Origin of the sequence: Promicromonospora sp. NPDC060204 (assembly GCF_042728455.1) — a bacterium.
Classification (GTDB): Bacteria; Actinomycetota; Actinomycetes; order Actinomycetales; family Cellulomonadaceae; genus Promicromonospora.
Map to the genome: position 1 here is coordinate 22,160 of NZ_JBHWZO010000026.1, position 15,658 is coordinate 37,817.

A 15,658-nucleotide genomic window follows, 5' to 3' on the forward strand; every position below is an offset into this window, starting at 1 on the left:
TCGTTGTGCCCGCTGTGGTGCCTGCGCTGCGTCGTACCCGCTCAGTGTCGCGCCTGGTCGGAATCCTCGCCGCCGTTGGCCCGCTCGTGGGTCAGGGCGTCGCCAGCATCGCGAAGGTTGCCAACGTCATCCCGAGGAACAGGCCGACCACCGCCAGGAGGAGCAGGCTGATCATCGTCCAGGTGGCGATCATGACTCCACGGCCCCGGCGGACCTGGGGACCGTGGCCGATCGCCCCCTGGTCGTAGAAGTTCTGGTGCGGCGGCGCATAGAACACGTCGAGAGTCTGGCCGGGTGCGACGTCGATGTCGAGGGCGGCGTGGCCGTACTGGCGCAGCCACTGGGAGTGCACCTGGAGATGGTGCCGTCCGGACCAGATGGGGATCTTCCGGGTGCCGGTGACCGGCAACGGAGCGGGCCAGCCGTCGATGGTGAGCCGCGGCGGGACCATGTTCGTGGTCAGGAAGTTGCCCTGGACCGTGAACGACAGCACCGCGTCGGGGGCAGGCACGGGCGGTCGCGGCGTCGGCGGTTGGCTCACGGGGCGAGGCTAGCCGTGGTGGTCGACGCCGGACAGGTGCCCGGCCGCGATTTCACCCGTGACCAGGACGGATGCGTCCAGACCCGGCCGCGCCAGGCCCGGCCGCCGTCGGCCTGGGCAAAGTGCGCTTCTACCCCGTCATCTGGCCCGGAATCACCGTGAATACGGGCCCAATGACTGGGTAGAAGCGCACCTTGTAGTCGTTGACCCCGCCCGGCCGGTTTCGCCTCCGGGATGCGATGTGCACCCGGCTGTCGACGGCGCCCGGTGTCGGGCCGTCGTCGGCGCGGGCAAGGTGCGCTTCTACCCAGCGATTTCGCCCGTAATCACGGTGATTCCGGGCCCAATGACTGGGTAGAAGCGCACTTCCAGCCGGCGGCCGACATCCCGCACCCCTACAACCAGTCGTGCTCCCGTGCGTAGCGGGCCGCCTCGTGCCGGGTCCGGGTCTGGGTCTTCTGCATCGCGTTCGAGAGGTAGTTGCGCACCGTGCCCTCCGCGAGGTGGAGCTGGGCCGCGATCTCGGCGACCGAGTAGCCCTTGCTCGTCACCCGCAGCACGTCGACCTCCCGCTCGGTGAGCGGGCAGTCGTCGATGACGGCGAGCGCCGAGACGTCCGGGTCGATCCAGCGCTTGCCCTCGTGCAGCGCCGCGATGACCTGCGTGATGTGCGCCGGCTCCGCGGACTTGCTGACGAAGCCCTGGACGCCGAGCCGCAGCGCCTTGCGCAGCACCCCCGGCCGGGCGTGGCGGGTGAGCATGAGGATCACCTGGTCCGGTCGCGCTTCACGGATCTGCGCGACGGCGCCCAGCCCGTCCACCCCGGGCATCTCGAGGTCGATCACGAGCACGTCGGGCCGGTGCAGCAGCGTGGCCTCGACGGCGGTGGCGCCGTCCTCGGCCTCGGCCAGCACCTCGATGTCGCCCTCCAGGGGAAGCAGCGCGGCCAGGGCCTTGCGCAGCAGCGCTTCGTCGTCGGCCAGTACCACCGTGGTCATCGGCTGCCCTCCAGTGCTGTCTTTTCCGGCGCGGCTGTCATCTCCGGCTCGGTTCTCACTTCCGGCGCGAGGGTCGCGCCTTCCCGTCCGAACGCCGCCGCCGTCCGGAACCGTCCGGCGCCCTGCTCGACCGTCAGCTCGCCGCCGTCCTCGGCCACGCGCTGCCGCAGGGCGGACAGCCCGCTGAGCGCGGGCGGCGGCCCGTCCCGCGCGCCGTCGTTGACGATGTCGATGCCGGAGCCGGACAGTGTGATCCGCACCAGCGAGGCCTGCGCGTGCCGCAGGATGTTGGTGGTCGTCTCGCGCAGCACCTGGCCGAGCAGCTCGGCGGTCCGCGGGTCGGCCTCGGCCACGCGGTCGACGCGGACGTCGATGCCCGCGGCCTCGAACAGGTTCTTCGCGTTCTCCAGCTCGGCCGACAGGTTGAGCCGCCGCTGCCCGTGCGCCAGGTTCTTGGTCTGCGCGATCGTGTCGGCGACCAGGGCGTGGATCTCCCGCAGCTCCTCCTGCGCCCGGTCGGCGTCGCCGTGCACCAGCTTCTGCGCCAGCACGGTCTTGAGCTTCACCACGTGCAGGGTGTGGCCCTGGATGTCGTGCAGGTCGCTCGCGAACCGGATCCGCTCCTGGGCCACGGCCAGCTCCGCCTCACGGTCGCGCGTCTCCTTCATGAGGTCGAGGTACCGCTGGTTGCCGTACAGCAGGGCGGTGGCCAGCACGAAGACACCCGTCGGAACGATCACGTAGGTCACCAGGTCGCGGACGACGTCGTCCGTGGTCACCAGCAGCCGGCTCGCCCCCGCGGCCGCGATGAAGAGAGCGAGCCCGAGCGTCGCCGCGACCCGGTGCCGCGGGAGCTGCGGCACCACGAGCGAGCCCACGACGCCGATGCCGTAGAACGCCGTGCTGCTGCCCGCGACGAGCGCCCCGAACAGCCACACCACGGCGCTCGCGGCCAGGCAGGGCAGGGCGACGCGGGCCAGGTCGTCCGCCGTCCACCGCTCCATGGCCACGACCGCGGCCACGACCCCCACGACCAGGGCCACCGTGCCCCACAGGTTCTTGTGGTCGAACGCCACGAGCAGCGCCCCCGCGAGGGCGACCGGCGGGACCTGCAGCACCAGGTTGAGACGGCGCAGCCGCCCCTGGGAGGCCTCGTTGTGCTCGGACAGAGCGGTCCGTCCGGGCCTCAACGGTCGGTACCCGGCAGGTGGTGCACGCTCGCGGGCTTGGTCTCCATGGGAACTCCGGGTCGCGCGGGGGCGGGTGGGGCAGGTCGGGCCGGGAAGGGGTCGGGACCCAGTATTCGTGCCCGACGCCGACCTCACCAGTGACGCCGTGTCACGCCCGCCCCCGACGAATGTCACGACCGGCCGGTGACGTCGTCCCACTGTCGACCGGGTGAAATCTCGGGTGTGATCGAGCCACAGACACCGCACCAAGCCAGCCCCGACCCAGCCACCACAACACTGGAGGAGCACGTGCACAGCTCACGCGCCGCAGTCACGACCGTCTCAGCCCTCGCCGCCGTCGCCCTGACGGGGGCGGTCGCCGTCCCCGTCGCCACGGCGACGGCGCAGAAGGCGTCGGACGAGCCCGCCGCCGTCGCCACCGCCGACCGCCCCGTGACGCACGCGGAGAACGACCGCGTGCCCGAGGGCGCCGTCTGGACGCAGCACTACTTCCCGTCCTCGGACGGCTCCGACGGCTCGGACGGCTCCGACGTCGAGCTGCACGCCGACGTCCTGCTCCCGGAGGGACTGGAGAAGGGCGAGCAGGTGCCGGTGATCCTGTCGGCAGGCTCGTACTTCGGGCACTCGGGCGAGATCTCCGAGGAGGGCCACGCGCACACCGGCCCGTCCGACCGGTTCGGCGACCTCGTCGAGGGCATCGACCTCTTCGACCGCGGCTACGCCCTGGTCCTGGTCGACACCCGCGGCTACGGCGGCTCGACCGGCTGCATCGACTTCGCGGGCCCCGGCGAGCAGGCCGACGTCGCCGCCGCGATCGACTGGGCCGCCGACCAGTCGTGGTCCACCGGGGCGGTGGGCATGTACGGCAAGTCGTACGACGCCGTCACCGGCCTGATCGGCAACAACCTGGACCAGGACGCGCTCAGGGCCGTCGTGGCCCAGGAGCCCATCTGGGACATGTATGACCGCATCCGCTCCAACGGCCTGCCGCGGCAGGAGGGGATCATCGCGCCGAACACGTACAACACGATCGCCCAGCTCCCGCAGCTGGCTGACGACGACGAGCGCTACGTGAAGAACTCGCGGTACGAGCTGGCGCACCCCGAGTGCCTCGCGGCCAACACGCTGAACAACCTGAAGGCCGACCCGGGCACGAGCTACTGGCAGGACCGGGACCTGGCGAGGCACGCGAAGGGGAGCGACACCCCGCTGTTCGTCACCCAGGGCTTCCTGGAGTGGAACACCCGGCCCGAGGGCATGGCCGAGTACCTCGCGAACCACGACGGCCCGCAGCGCGGCTGGCTCGGACCGTGGGACCACGTGCGGGGCAACGACCGCACCGAGGACGGCACCCCGCAGATGGGGCGCGAGGGCTGGTTCGAGGAGATCGGCGCCTTCTACGACGAGCACCTCAAGGACACGGAGCCGACGACGGCGTACCCGGCGTTCTCGATCCAGGACAGCACGGGCGCCTGGCGCGCCGAGGACACGTGGCCGGCTGCCGACCGGACCGCGCGGGTCGCGCTCGGCGGCGGCTCGTACGTCGACGACGGCGGCCCCGACGAGGAGCAGGACGGCGCCCGGTCGAGCTTCCTGAGGTGGTCCGAGCCCGTCGCGGCGGACACCCGCGTCGTCGGCACGCCCAAGGTCGCGCTGGACGTGCGGGGAACCGGCAACGTGCTGGTCGAGCTGCACGACGTCGCCCCGGACGGGACGGCCGTGCCGTTCGTCGAGCAGGCCGCCGTCATCGACTCGGGCCGGGTGACCCTCGACCTGGAGTCGACCGACTGGACCCTGGCCGCCGGGCACCGGCTGGCCGTCGAGATCGGCTCGATCGGGTCCGGCACCTGGGTGGACACGCCGTCCGGCCAGACCATCCGCGTCCGCGACGCCCGCCTGGAGCTCGCGGTGGACGACCCCGCCGGCGACGCGCCCACGGAGGGCGGGCGCGCCGTCTGGCTGGACTCCTACCTCGCGGCGTACACCGCGGAGCTGACCCCGGGCGAGCCGTCCTTCACGGTGCCGGCGCCCGGCGGGCGCGGCTGACGGCGGCGGGCAGACGTCGGCCCCGTCGCTCCAGGCGGAGCGGCGGGGCCGGCTGGGGGTCGCTCAGTTGTCCCGGCGGCGCGTGTCCGTGCGACGCGGCCGCCGGGTCAGCAGCGCGTCGTGGCCGCGCGGCCGCCCCACCGGGTGGACGACGTCGAGCGCGCGCCGCAGCGCGGCCTGGGTGACGCCGGCCTTCTCGTTGTCGGCGTGCAGCGACTCCATCACCTGGTCGGCGGCCAGGCGCAGCGAGACGTCGGCCTTGCGCGCGACCTCGACCAGGATCTCCGTCGCCGCGACCTCGTCGACGCCCCGCACCGCGATGATGACGCCCTTGGCCTGCTCGATCGCCGCCTGGCTGACGAACGCGCGGTTCACCGCGCCGTCCGCCTCGCGGTCCAGCGCCTCCTTCTGCACGGGCGTGACGTCCACGACGTAGCCCACCAGCTCGGGCGAGTGGGTGCGGTCGCTCTGGCTGCCCTGGCCGGTCACCACCACCGACCGGGTGCGGCCGTTGCGGTCCACGATGCGGTGCGCGCACGCGAACGGGCGGCCGACCCGCAGGGCCTGGCTGGCGGCGCGGACCACGCGGGTCCGGTCGTCGGGGTGCTTGCGGGAGCGGAGGGCGTCGAGCCCCGGCTCGATCTCGTCCCGCTTCCAGCCGTGCATCGTGTAGACCTCGTCGGACCACCACCAGGTACCGGAGGCGAGCTCGACGCGGTAGGTACCCACCAGCAGATTGGTACCCAGGCCCATCGTGCGCATGAGGGCCGCCGGGGAGAATCCCGCGGCGGGTGCGGAGTGGTCGTTCTGGATGTCGCTCACAGCGGTCGAGCGCGGCTGTTCGATCAAGGACACAGGTGCCTCCCAGATCCGTCCGGATCGGGAGCCGCTTCATGACTCCGAGCAATTCACCCTACGCTGGTTCGGGCGATTCGGACAGTCCGGACGACAAAGGCGCTGGTGAAGACGGGTATTGGGCCATTCTTTGCGAGTGTTTACCGAGTCCTTTTCCGGCGCATTCCCGACATCGGTCGGCCGCCGTCGGGCACCCGCCAGCCTCCACCCCGCCTCCACCGGCGCCGACCTCGGGTTGCGAGTCGCTTTCACCCGCCTAGGTTGGAACGAGGTCATGAAGCGGCCGCGCGGTGGAGCACGGCACGCCGTTGCCCTGCTCTCCGACCTCGTCCAGCGCGATCGGGCGAGGACGACGACAGGAGTCCCATCATGAGCCAGACGGCACATCCGTACAGCACAGGGACAGGTCCGCAGCAGAGCTGGTCATCCGGAACGGGAGCCGGAGCCGGAGACAGCTCCGGGGCGGGCTCGGGCATCAAGGACCGGGTCGCCGACGCGGCGTCACAGGTCGGGGACGCCGGCCGAGAGACCGCTCACGACGCCAAGGAGGCGGCGCGCGACGTGGCCCACGAGGCCTCCGAGCGTGCGCGGGGCCTGATCGGCCGCACGCGGATCGAGCTCGGCGAGCAGGTCGCGACCCAGCAGCAGCACCTGGCGAGCGGCCTGCGGTCGCTGGGTGACGAGCTCGGCCAGATGGCGGGCGGCACCCAGGACCCGGGTTATGCGAGCGAGCTCGTCCAGCGTGCGGGTGACGCCACCGGGCGCGTCGCGGACTGGTTCGACGAGCACGAGCCCGGCGCCGTCCTGCGCGAGGTCGAGGACTTCGCGCGGCGTCGGCCGGGCCTGTTCATCGCCGTCGCGGCGGGGGCCGGGCTCCTCGTGGGCCGCTTCGTCCGGGGCATGCGGGACGCGCCCGACGACGACGGCGGCCACCGTCCGGCCTCGGCTCCGCCGCCGGTCGCGGCTCCGGCCGCCGTTCCGGCCGCCGCGCCGCCCGCCCCGGAGGTCTGGGGCGCGCCGACCGCCGGGGGTGAGCCCTATGTCGAGCGCCCCTGATCCGTTCGCGGCGTCCAGCGTGGCGCCGGACCCGACCGACGGCCGCAGCGGCTCCGCGGACCGGCACAGCGTGGGTCAGCTCGTCGGCGAGGTCACGCGTGACCTGTCGACGCTGATCCGGCAGGAGGTCGCGCTCGCGAAGGCGGAGGTGGCCGAGTCCGCCAAGCGCGCGGGGAAGGGCGCCGGCATGTTCGGCGGCGCCGGGGTGGCGGGCCACATGGTCCTGCTGTTCCTGTCCCTCGCGCTGTGGTGGGCGCTCGGCTCGCTGATCGGCGGCGGCTGGTCGGCCCTGGTCGTCGCGGCGGTGTGGGCGGTGATCGCCGCCGTGCTCGCTGCGCGCGGACGCGCCGAGCTGCGCTCCGTGGAGGGCCTGTCCAGGACGACCGAGTCGGTCAAGAAGATCCCTGACGCACTGCGTGGACACGAGGAGAGGAACTCATGAGCACCAACGATCCCGAGGAGATTCGCGCGGACATCGAGCGGACGCGCGACGAGCTGAGCCACGACGTCGACGCGCTCGGCGACAAGGTCAACCCGAGTCACGTCGCCCGGCGTCAGGCCGACCGCGTCCGTTCCGGCATGTCCCAGGTCAAGGACCGCGTGATGGGCCAGGCGCACGACGCGGCGGGCTCGGCGCAGGACGGCGCGCACGACCTGGCCGACCGCGGACGGGAGGCCGCGTCGTCGGTGGCCGGGTCGGTGGGCTCCGTACCGCGCACGGTCCGCGCGAAGACGCAGGGCAACCCGCTGGGGGTGGGCCTGGTCGCCTTCGGGCTGGGTCTGGTGGCCGCGTCGCTCATCCCGTCCAGCCGCGCCGAACGGCGCGCCGCGACGGCCGTCGAGGAGAAGGCAGCGCCGTTGGTCGAGGACATGAGGTCGACGGCGAAGGAGGTCGCGGACGACCTGCGCCGCCCGGTGCAGGAGAGCGCGGAGGCGGTCCGGGACGCCGCGAAGGATGCCGCGCGGTCTGTCGGTGAGCACAGCCGGGAGGCGGCGGCCGACGTCCGCTCGCGGGTGGCGGGCGACTGACCGGTCGGCCGACAGGAGCACGGGAGCACCGGGGGGCAGGCATGGCAGACATCGACGACTCGTCAGCGCGCGTGGAAGCACCGGCGCCGGACGACCGGCGCAAGCCGGACGCCCCGCCGGACCTGCACGGCGGCACGTGGAAGTACGTCGCCCGCAACACGCTGCGTCAGTTCACGCGCGACGAGTGCCTGGACCTGGCCGCGGCGCTGACGTACTACGCGGTGCTCGCCGCGGCGCCGGCGCTGCTCGCACTGGTCTCCGTCCTCGGGCTCGTGGGGGACGGCGGCCAGGCGGTCCAGCGTGTGCTCGACACGGTCGACGGCGTGGTGCCGCCGGACGTGCTGGCGATCGTCGAGCCGCTCGTCCAGAACGCCGCCGGGGGCGGGGGCCGTGCCGGGCTGGCCCTCGTCCTCGGTGTCGTGCTGGCCCTGTGGTCCGCGTCGGGGTACGTCGGCGCCTTCGGCCGGGCGATGAACCGGATCTACGGGATCGACGAGGGGCGCCCCGTGTGGAAGCTCCGCCCGGTGATGCTGCTGGTCACGCTCGTCGCCGTGGTCACGGCGGCCCTGATCGTCGGGGCGCTCGTGCTGAGCGGGTCGCTGGCCCGGGCGGTCGGAGATGCCGTGGGCCTGGGCTCGACGTCGGTCACGGTGTGGAACATCGCCAAGTGGCCGGTCGTGCTGGCGCTGGTCATCGTGCTGGTCGCGATCCTGTACCACGTCACGCCGAACGTGCGGCAGCCGAAGATGCGCTGGATCAGCGTCGGGGCGTTCGTCGCGATCCTCTCGTGGGTGCTCGCCTCGGCCGCGTTCGGCTTCTACGTCGCGACCTTCTCCAGCTACGACGCCACCTACGGGTCGCTGGCCGGGATCATCGTGTTCCTGCTGTGGCTCTGGATCACCAACCTCGCGCTGCTGTTCGGCGCCGAGCTGGACGCCGAGCTCGAACGCGGGCGCGAGCTGCAGGGCGGCATCGCCGCCGAGGAGAACGTCCAGCTCCCGCCCAAGGATGCGCGCGCGAGCGAGAAGCGCGAGGCCAAGCACCTGCGCGAGGTCGAGCGGGGCCGCGAGATCCGGGTCGCGGCGGCGCGGGACGGTGCTGGCGAGGGCGGCGGGGACGGCGCCGGTCAGGACGACGACGCCGGGAAGGACGCCTCCGCTGTGCAGAACGACGCCGCGAGGGGCACCGACCGCTAACGCTCCCAGGCCGCCGTCCGGAACGCCCGCTCGCGCGCCCACGCGTGGTACCGGTCGAACAGGTCGATCTGACGGCGCGCCTGCGCGATGAGCTCGTCGAGCTGTGCGGCGTCCAGGCCGACGTCGGCGGCGTGCTCGCGCAGCGTCTGCCAGCCGCCGATCTTGCCCAGCACCGCCGACCGCATGAGCTCCGCCTCCAGCACGGGCGTCATCGGCGACCGGTCCGCGATCCGGCCGTTCAGCTTGAGCCGCCCGGCCTTCTCGCCCAGCCAGGCCGCCGCCTGGCGGTGCCGGCGGCGCGGCACGCCGAGCGTGGCCAGGAGGTCGCGGTAGAGCTCCCGCTCGGCCCGGAGCTGCTCGGTCGCCTCGGCGAGCTCGGCGTAGAACGGCGTGTCCTCGGACGTGCGGGTCATCAGCTCCAGGCGTTCCAGGCCCGCCGTCGCGCCGGTGAAGTGGTCCGAGAGGTAGAGGCCGAAGAGGTAGTGGTCCATCGAGTCGGGGATGCGCGGTCCGGTCGATCTGTCCTCCGGCGACGCACCCGGCGGCCGCGGGCGCGCTGGACGCAGCGGCGCCGAGCCCACGCCCTGTCCCACGGCCAGGCCGTCCAGCAGGTCCTCGACCGCCTCCGCCGCCGTCCGGCGCGGCTCCCAGCCCAGCTCGGTCCGGATCCGCGAGGTGTCCAGGACCGGCGCGGACAGCGCGACGTCCAGCCAGCCCGGGTCCGCGCGCACGGTGTGCGCGCCGTAGGCCGCGGCCAGCGCGCCGCGGACGGCGGCGGGCGGCACCTCGACCAGGCGCCCGTGGTCCACGATCCGCGCGAGGTCAGCGCCGCGCAGCACGTCCCCGGCGGCGACGTTGAACGCGCCGGCGGCCCGCTCGACCACCACGCGCCGGTAGGCGTCGGCGACGTCGTCGGCGTGCACCGCCTGCATCCGCAGCCCGGCGGGCAGCGGCAGCACGGGCAGCCGGCCCCGGCCCAGCAGCCGCACCGGCACCAGCGGCCCGAGGAAGGAGCGCGCGATCGACGGGGCGGCGTCTGCCTGGAAGACCAGCGCGGGCCGCAGCCGGGCCACCACGACGTCGGGGTGCGCCGCCTCGAACTCGTCCAGCACCCGCTCCTGGGCGGCCTTGTCCACGCCGTAGTGCGACGTCCGGACGCCCGCCGTCGGCCAGTCCTCCTGGCGCGGCGCGTCGTCGTCCGCGGGGGAGTACGCACCCACCGACGAGGCGACCACCAGGTGCGGGACCCCCGCCAGCGCCACGGCCTCCGCCACCCGGCGGGTGCCCTCCACGTTGGTGCGGCGCAGCAGCTCGCGCTCACGGTTGGGCTGGATCAGCCAGGCCAGGTGCACGACGGCGTCCGCCCCGCCGAACTGGTCGGCGAGCCGCGCGACCACGGTCTCGTCCAGGTCCTCGGAGCCGACGTCGACCGCGGCCCACCCCGCGTGCCGGTACGGCTCCGCGGCCCGGTCCGGCAGCCGCCGGGCGACCCCCAGCAGCGAGGTGACCCGCGGCTCGGCGTGCAGGGCGCGTAGCAGCGCCGTCCCGACATTCCCTGTGGCTCCGACGACGACAACCCGCATGAGGACACCGTCGCACCCGGCCCGGGCACCCGCATCCCGCGATAACCTGCACCCGATGAACCGGTCCCGTGACCCCGCAAGGCCCGCGCCCTGGGCGCGGGCCCGGCTCGGCACCCGGGCCGTCGACTACGCCTGGGCCGCCGACCGGCAGCTGCGCTCCCTGCTGGGCCGCGCCGTCGTGCCCACCGGAACCGGCGGGGCCGCGCCCGTCGTGCTGCTGCCCGGCATCTACGAGACGTGGGAGTTCCTCCGTCCCGTGGCGACCGCGCTCGCCCGTGCGGGGCACCCGGTGCACGCCGTCCCCGCGCTGCGACACAACGCCCGGCCCGTCCCCGAGTCCGCCGACGTCGTCGTGGAGCACCTGGAGCGCGCCGACCTGTCCGGCGTCGTGCTCGTGGCGCACAGCAAGGGCGGCCTCATCGGCAAGCGCGTCCTGCTCTCGCCCGCGAGCGACCGTGTGCTCGGCATGGTCGCGGTCGCCACGCCCTTCTCCGGCTCCCGCTGGGCGCGATACATGCTCTCGCGCCCCCTGCGCTCGTTCGACCCGCGCGACCCGGTGCTGCTGGCGCTCGCGGGCGAGCTCCTGGTCAACGAGCGCATCACCGCCGTCTACCCGCGGTTCGACCCGCACATCCCCGAGACCGGCCGGCTGCCGGGCGCGCGGAACGTCGAGCTGCCGCTGGCGGGCCACTTCCGGCCGCTCGGGCAGCGCCTGCTGGTGGAGACCGTGGCGCGCGAGGTGGCGCGGATGGAGGCGGAGCGCGCGCTCCCGTGAGCTACCGGCGCGGTCCCCGGGCGTGGTCCACTGGGATGTGCTCACCGTCCGCCACACCTCGTCGCGGCGGCTCGACGTCGGACTGACGCTCGGACCGCTCGCGCACGGGCCGGGCGACCCGACGTTCCACCGGGCCGCCGACGGGTCCGTCTGGCGCACGTCGCTGCTCCGGACCGGGCCGGTGACGCAGCAGTTCGTCCCGGCCGGGCCGCACGAGGTGGTGGTGCGCCTGTGGGGTGACGGCGCCCGTGAGGCCGCCGAGGCGCTGCCGGTGCTGCTCGGCGAGGACGACGACGCGACGGGCTTCGTGCCGCCGCCGCAGGTCCGCGACGCCCACCGCCGGGCGGCCGGCCTGCGGATGCCGCGCAGCGGGCGGGTGCTGGAGTCCCTGGTGCCCGCCGTGCTGGAGCAGCGCGTGCAGACCGTCACCGCGCACCGGGCCTGGCGCTGGCTGGTCACGCGGTACGGCACGCCGGCCCCCGGGCCGACGCCGGACGGGCTGGGCGGCGGGCAGCGGGGCGGGCCGGGCGCTGGGCAGCGGGGCGGGCTGGGCGGGCTGGGCGGGCTGGGTGGCGGGCAGCGAGGTGGACTGCGCGGCGGGCTGCGCGTGGTGCCCGACGCGCAGGCCTGGGCGCGGATCCCGGTGTGGGACTGGCACCGGGCCGGCGTCGACCCCGGACGCGCGCGGACCGTGGCGCGGTGCGCCCTGGTCGCCCCGCGGCTGGAGGAGGCGGCCGCGATGGCGCCGGCGGAGGCCCGGGCACGGCTGGAGAAGGTGCAGGGCGTGGGCGTGTGGACGTCGGCGGAGGTGGCGCAACGCGCGTTCGGCGACGCCGATGCCGTCTCGGTCGGCGACTTCCACCTGCCCGCCGCCGTCGGCTGGGCGCTGACCGGCGAGCGGACCGACGACGCCGGGATGCTGCGGCTGCTGGCGCCCTACGCGCCGCACCGGCACCGCGTGGTCCGCCTGCTGTCGTTGTCCGGGCACCCGCGCGCGCCGCGGCGCGGGCCCAAGACGCCGATCGTGGACTACCGGGCGTTCTAGGCCGTTCCGGGGTCGGCGGGCGGGCGCTATCGGGTCGGGCGGCCGGGCGGCCGGCTTGTTCGGGCGAGTTGTTCGCACGAGGTCAGGCCGCGCAGCGGCCCGACGACACCGGGGTGTCCAGGTCGGTGGCCTGCGCCGCGACGGGACGCAGCTCGGCGTCCGTCATGGCGAAGCCGACCTCGACGTCGGCCTCGGCGCGCGCGAAGACGACGCCCGCGACGCGCCCGTCCGTGGTCAGCAGGGGCCCGCCCGAGTTGCCGGGGCGCACCTCGGCGGCCAGGGAGTAGACCTCGCGGGGGCTGGCGCCCTCGTCGTAGACGTCCGGGACGGGGGCGGTGCTGACGCTCAGCACGCCCGCGCCGCGGGAGGTGAACGGGCCGCCCCAGGGGTAGCCCTGGACGGCGCCGCGGTCACCGACCGAGAGGGTCCGCGCGATCTCCAGCGGCTCGGCCGACAGGTCCTCGACGGCGATGACGGCGAGGTCGTCCACCGGGTCGTAGTACACGACGCGGCCCTCGCGGGCCGGGCGGTCGGGCAGCTCGACGACGGGCCGGTCCACGCCCGCCACGACGTGCGCGTTGGTGACCAGCCGGTCCGGGGCCACGACGAACCCCGACCCGGTGGAGCTCTTGCCGCACGCGTAGGCGATGCCGGAGATCCGGGCCACCGACTGCGCGGCGGCCTCGAGCTGCGGGTTGTCGAGGTCAACGACGGGCGTGACCGGGTCCTGCCGGGGGACCATCAGGATGTTCAGCCGCGGCAGGCCGTCGTCGAGCACCATCGCGCGCATCTGGGCCAGGGGACGGCCCACCGCGGCGGGCGTCAGGTCGTCGATGGTGCGCAGCACCGCCGACGAGGACACGGCCGACGAGACGCCCGGCGTGCCGGTGGCCGAGACCGCGTTGCCCACGAACGACAGCGCCAGGGCGACCACGATCACGTTCGCCGCGCCGCCCAGCAGCCGCTCCAGCGGGCGGAGCGCGGTGCGGTCCACGCCGCGGCGCAGGTCTCGGCCCAGCCCGGCGCCGAGGGAGGCCCCGAACACGGGCAGCAGCACCGCGAGGGCGATGGAGACCGGGCCGCGCCACTCGGAGGACGGCAGCACGTCGTTGACCGCGGGGACCGCCCAGAAGGCCGCCAGCCCGCCCAGGATCAGGCCGACGAGGCCGCCGAGCGTGGCCAGCAGGCCGCGGCTCAGCCCGGCGCCGAGGGCGAGGAGCAGCACCACGAGGAGCACGAGGTCGACGAGCGTCACGGGTAGACGGTAAGCGCTGCGCCCGTGCGCCGGGCGCCGCCACGCACCTCCGTCACCCGATCCTCAGATGTGCGGGCTGAACATTCACAGCGCGGGCCCGGTGCCGGGGGCGCCGTCCTGCCCTGCGCTGCGGGGAACGGGCAGCAGGATGGGGAAAACCCGTAACTGTGCGACCACTCGTTGTGCGGCTCTGACGGCCGAATGTACGGTCCCTCAGCAACAGCTCTGAGCGCGAAGGTCACTGCGATGACCGCCGGGCAGTCCCGCCCGGCGGGATGGCTCACGTCGAGGGAGCACCCCGATGCGTCGTGCACACAGATCCAGCAGGTCCGGCAGGTCCGGCAGATTGAGCAGGTCCGGTACCCCCGGAACCACCGCACCCCGAACCCTCGTCACGGCGTTCGCCGCCGTGACGCTCGTCCTGTCCGCCTCGCTCGTCGCCTCGGCAGCGCCGCCGCAGGTGCCGGACGCCGGGGCCGCGCAGGGTACGGCAGCGCAGGGCACAGCTGCCCAGGACGCGGCTGCCCAGGCAGGTACCGCCCAGGCAGGAACCGCGCAGGCGCAGGTCGCCGCCGCCCTGACCTGGTCCGACGAGTTCGACGGCGCGGCGGGCAGCGCCCCCAACGCCGCGAACTGGAACCACGAGACCGGCGCGGGCGGCTGGGGCAACAACGAGCTGCAGAACTACGTCAACTCCCGCCAGAACTCCGCCCTGGACGGCAACGGCAACCTGGTGATCACGGCCCGGCAGTCGGGCAGCGGCTACACCTCCGCCCGGCTGACGACCAAGGGCAAGGTGCAGCCGCAGTACGGCCGCCTGGAGGCGCGCATCAAGATCCCGCGCGGCCAGGGCATCTGGCCGGCGTTCTGGATGCTTGGCGGACAGTTCCCCGGCACGCCGTGGCCGAGCTCCGGCGAGATCGACATCATGGAGAACATCGGCCGCGAGCCCCACCTGGTGCACGGCACGCTGCACGGCCCCGGCTACTCGGGCGGCAACCCGATCACGGGGCAGTACCAGCACCCGCAGGGCTGGTCGTTCGCCGACGACTTCCACACCTTCGCGATCGACTGGAGCCCCAACTCGATCACCTGGCTCGTGGACGGCAACGCGTACCAGACGTTCACGCCCGCCAACACCGGCGGCAACCCGTGGGTGTTCAACCAGCCGTTCTTCTTCATCCTGAACGTCGCCGTCGGCGGCAACTGGCCCGGCTACCCCGACGGGTCCACGCAGTTCCCGCAGCAGATGGTCGTCGACTACGTGCGGGTCTACGACTCCCAGGGCGGCGGGGGCGGGCGCACCGGCACGGTCCGCGCGAGCAACGGGATCTGCCTCGACGTCGCCGGGGCCAACCCGGCCAACGGGACGCCCATCCAGCTCGCGAACTGCAACGGCAACACCGCCCAGCAGTGGACCGTCGGCACGGACGGCACGGTCCGCGCGCTCGGCAAGTGCCTCGACGTCGCCGGGGGAGCGACGGCGCCGGGTACCGCCGTCCAGCTCTGGGACTGCAACGGCACCGGTGCTCAGCAGTGGGCCTCGACCAGCGGCACCCTCGCGCTGCGCAACCCGCAGTCCGGCCGCTGCCTGCAGCCGGTCGGCCGCGTGCAGACCGACGGCACCCGCACCCAGATCGCCGACTGCGACGGGAGCACGGTCCAACGCTGGACCCTGCCCTGACACGAACGCGCCGCACCGCCGACCCGCCGACCCGCCCACCCGCCTGACTGCCGACCCGCCGGGCCGCCGGGCCGCCCTCCCGCTGATCCGCCGATCCGCCGATCCGCTGATCTGCCGGGCCGCTGACCCGCCCACCCGCAAGGTGCGCTTCTACCCCGCCATTGGGCCCGAACAACACGTGATCCCGGGCCTAATGACGGGGTAGAAGCGCACTTCGGGCGCGGGCGGCGGATCGGCGTGCCCGGCGGGCCTGCGCTCGGTGACCGGCTGACGGTCGGGCAGTCGGTCCGTCAGGCCCGCGGCCATACCGACCCGCTGACCTCCCCACCCGCAAGGTGCGCTTCTGCCCCGTCATTGGGCCCGAACAAGGCGAGATTCCGGGCCCAAAGACCGGGTAGAAGCGCA

General features: G+C 74.0%; 14 protein-coding genes. 8 read left to right on the top strand and 6 right to left on the bottom strand.

Annotated features, from left to right (window positions below; genetic code table 11):
- Nucleotides 1–91: 91 nt before the first annotated feature.
- The 3 genes from ACFWEJ_RS05815 to ACFWEJ_RS05825 all read right to left on the bottom strand — a co-directional run bounded on the left by ACFWEJ_RS05815 (nucleotide 92) and on the right by ACFWEJ_RS05825 (nucleotide 2,729).
- Nucleotides 92–541 (bottom strand): hypothetical protein, encoded by a 450-nt coding sequence (locus tag ACFWEJ_RS05815; protein WP_377228253.1) that lies wholly within the window; start codon nucleotides 539–541, stop codon nucleotides 92–94.
- Nucleotides 542–936: 395 nt separating this feature from the next.
- A complete protein-coding gene (locus tag ACFWEJ_RS05820) occupies nucleotides 937–1,539 on the bottom strand; it encodes a response regulator (protein WP_377228254.1) in 603 nt (200 codons plus the stop codon).
- Nucleotides 1,536–2,729 carry a histidine kinase gene (locus ACFWEJ_RS05825; RefSeq protein WP_377228255.1) on the bottom strand — a complete coding sequence of 398 codons (1,194 nt, stop codon included), beginning with the start codon at nucleotides 2,727–2,729 and terminating at the stop codon, nucleotides 1,536–1,538. Before ACFWEJ_RS05825 ends, ACFWEJ_RS05820 begins: the two co-directional genes overlap by 4 nt.
- A gap of 288 nt (nucleotides 2,730–3,017) precedes the next feature.
- On the opposite strand from ACFWEJ_RS05825, the gene ACFWEJ_RS05830 reads away from it, so the two are divergent.
- Nucleotides 3,018–4,775: a CocE/NonD family hydrolase gene (locus ACFWEJ_RS05830; protein WP_377228256.1), complete on the top strand. Its 1,758-nt coding sequence runs from the start codon at nucleotides 3,018–3,020 to the stop codon at nucleotides 4,773–4,775.
- A 63-nt stretch (nucleotides 4,776–4,838) separates the two neighbouring features.
- Here ACFWEJ_RS05830 and ACFWEJ_RS05835 read toward each other — a convergent pair whose 3' ends face one another.
- Nucleotides 4,839–5,630, bottom strand: a complete 792-nt coding sequence (locus tag ACFWEJ_RS05835) for a PAS and ANTAR domain-containing protein (protein WP_377228257.1) — start codon at nucleotides 5,628–5,630, stop codon at nucleotides 4,839–4,841.
- 369 nt (nucleotides 5,631–5,999) lie between these two features.
- Here ACFWEJ_RS05835 and ACFWEJ_RS05840 point away from each other — a divergent pair, with 369 nt between their 5' ends.
- Genes ACFWEJ_RS05840 through ACFWEJ_RS05855 form a run of 4 tightly spaced genes read left to right on the top strand, consistent with a single transcriptional unit; the run spans nucleotide 6,000 to nucleotide 8,911 of the window.
- Nucleotides 6,000–6,686: a hypothetical protein gene (locus ACFWEJ_RS05840; RefSeq protein WP_377228258.1), complete on the top strand. Its 687-nt coding sequence runs from the start codon at nucleotides 6,000–6,002 to the stop codon at nucleotides 6,684–6,686.
- Nucleotides 6,670–7,128, top strand: coding sequence for a phage holin family protein (locus ACFWEJ_RS05845; RefSeq protein WP_377228259.1), 459 nt, complete (start codon nucleotides 6,670–6,672; stop codon nucleotides 7,126–7,128). Before ACFWEJ_RS05840 ends, ACFWEJ_RS05845 begins: the two co-directional genes overlap by 17 nt.
- Complete coding sequence (locus ACFWEJ_RS05850) at nucleotides 7,125–7,715, top strand: DUF3618 domain-containing protein (RefSeq protein WP_377228260.1); 591 nt, start codon at nucleotides 7,125–7,127, stop codon at nucleotides 7,713–7,715. Before ACFWEJ_RS05845 ends, ACFWEJ_RS05850 begins: the two co-directional genes overlap by 4 nt.
- Before the next feature lie 41 nt (nucleotides 7,716–7,756).
- Nucleotides 7,757–8,911 carry a YihY/virulence factor BrkB family protein gene (locus ACFWEJ_RS05855; protein ID WP_377228261.1) on the top strand — a complete coding sequence of 385 codons (1,155 nt, stop codon included), beginning with the start codon at nucleotides 7,757–7,759 and terminating at the stop codon, nucleotides 8,909–8,911.
- Here ACFWEJ_RS05855 and ACFWEJ_RS05860 read toward each other — a convergent pair.
- Nucleotides 8,908–10,494, bottom strand: coding sequence for an NAD-dependent epimerase/dehydratase family protein (locus ACFWEJ_RS05860; protein ID WP_377228262.1), 1,587 nt, complete (start codon nucleotides 10,492–10,494; stop codon nucleotides 8,908–8,910). The genes ACFWEJ_RS05855 and ACFWEJ_RS05860 overlap by 4 nt on opposite strands.
- Before the next feature lie 55 nt (nucleotides 10,495–10,549).
- Here ACFWEJ_RS05860 and ACFWEJ_RS05865 point away from each other — a divergent pair, with 55 nt between their 5' ends.
- Together ACFWEJ_RS05865 and ACFWEJ_RS05870 are read left to right on the top strand one after the other, a co-directional pair.
- Nucleotides 10,550–11,269 carry an esterase/lipase family protein gene (locus ACFWEJ_RS05865; protein WP_377228263.1) on the top strand — a complete coding sequence of 240 codons (720 nt, stop codon included), beginning with the start codon at nucleotides 10,550–10,552 and terminating at the stop codon, nucleotides 11,267–11,269.
- Nucleotides 11,270–11,291: 22 nt separating this feature from the next.
- A complete protein-coding gene (locus ACFWEJ_RS05870; protein WP_377228264.1) occupies nucleotides 11,292–12,314 on the top strand; it encodes a DNA-3-methyladenine glycosylase family protein in 1,023 nt (340 codons plus the stop codon).
- An 82-nt stretch (nucleotides 12,315–12,396) separates the two neighbouring features.
- Here ACFWEJ_RS05870 and ACFWEJ_RS05875 read toward each other — a convergent pair whose 3' ends face one another.
- The gene (locus ACFWEJ_RS05875; protein WP_377228265.1) at nucleotides 12,397–13,569 is read right to left on the bottom strand and encodes a MarP family serine protease; all 1,173 of its coding nucleotides are present in this window, start codon (nucleotides 13,567–13,569) and stop codon (nucleotides 12,397–12,399) included.
- Between the two features lie 346 nt (nucleotides 13,570–13,915).
- Between ACFWEJ_RS05875 and ACFWEJ_RS05880 the strand changes: the two genes are divergently transcribed.
- Complete coding sequence (locus ACFWEJ_RS05880; RefSeq protein WP_377228266.1) at nucleotides 13,916–15,253, top strand: family 16 glycosylhydrolase; 1,338 nt, start codon at nucleotides 13,916–13,918, stop codon at nucleotides 15,251–15,253.
- The last annotated feature ends 405 nt before the right edge of the window (nucleotides 15,254–15,658 follow it).

Excerpts from the sequence above, each read along its gene's own strand:
- ACFWEJ_RS05840 (WP_377228258.1), top strand. The coding sequence starts at position 6,000 with ATGAGCCAGACGGCACATCCGTACAGCACAGGGACAGGTCCGCAGCAG.
- ACFWEJ_RS05860 (WP_377228262.1), bottom strand. The coding sequence starts at position 10,494 with ATGCGGGTTGTCGTCGTCGGAGCCACAGGGAATGTCGGGACGGCGCTG.
- ACFWEJ_RS05820 (WP_377228254.1), bottom strand. The coding sequence starts at position 1,539 with ATGACCACGGTGGTACTGGCCGACGACGAAGCGCTGCTGCGCAAGGCC.
- ACFWEJ_RS05850 (WP_377228260.1), top strand. The coding sequence starts at position 7,125 with ATGAGCACCAACGATCCCGAGGAGATTCGCGCGGACATCGAGCGGACG.
- ACFWEJ_RS05855 (WP_377228261.1), top strand. The coding sequence starts at position 7,757 with ATGGCAGACATCGACGACTCGTCAGCGCGCGTGGAAGCACCGGCGCCG.
- ACFWEJ_RS05865 (WP_377228263.1), top strand. The coding sequence starts at position 10,550 with ATGAACCGGTCCCGTGACCCCGCAAGGCCCGCGCCCTGGGCGCGGGCC.
- ACFWEJ_RS05845 (WP_377228259.1), top strand. The coding sequence starts at position 6,670 with ATGTCGAGCGCCCCTGATCCGTTCGCGGCGTCCAGCGTGGCGCCGGAC.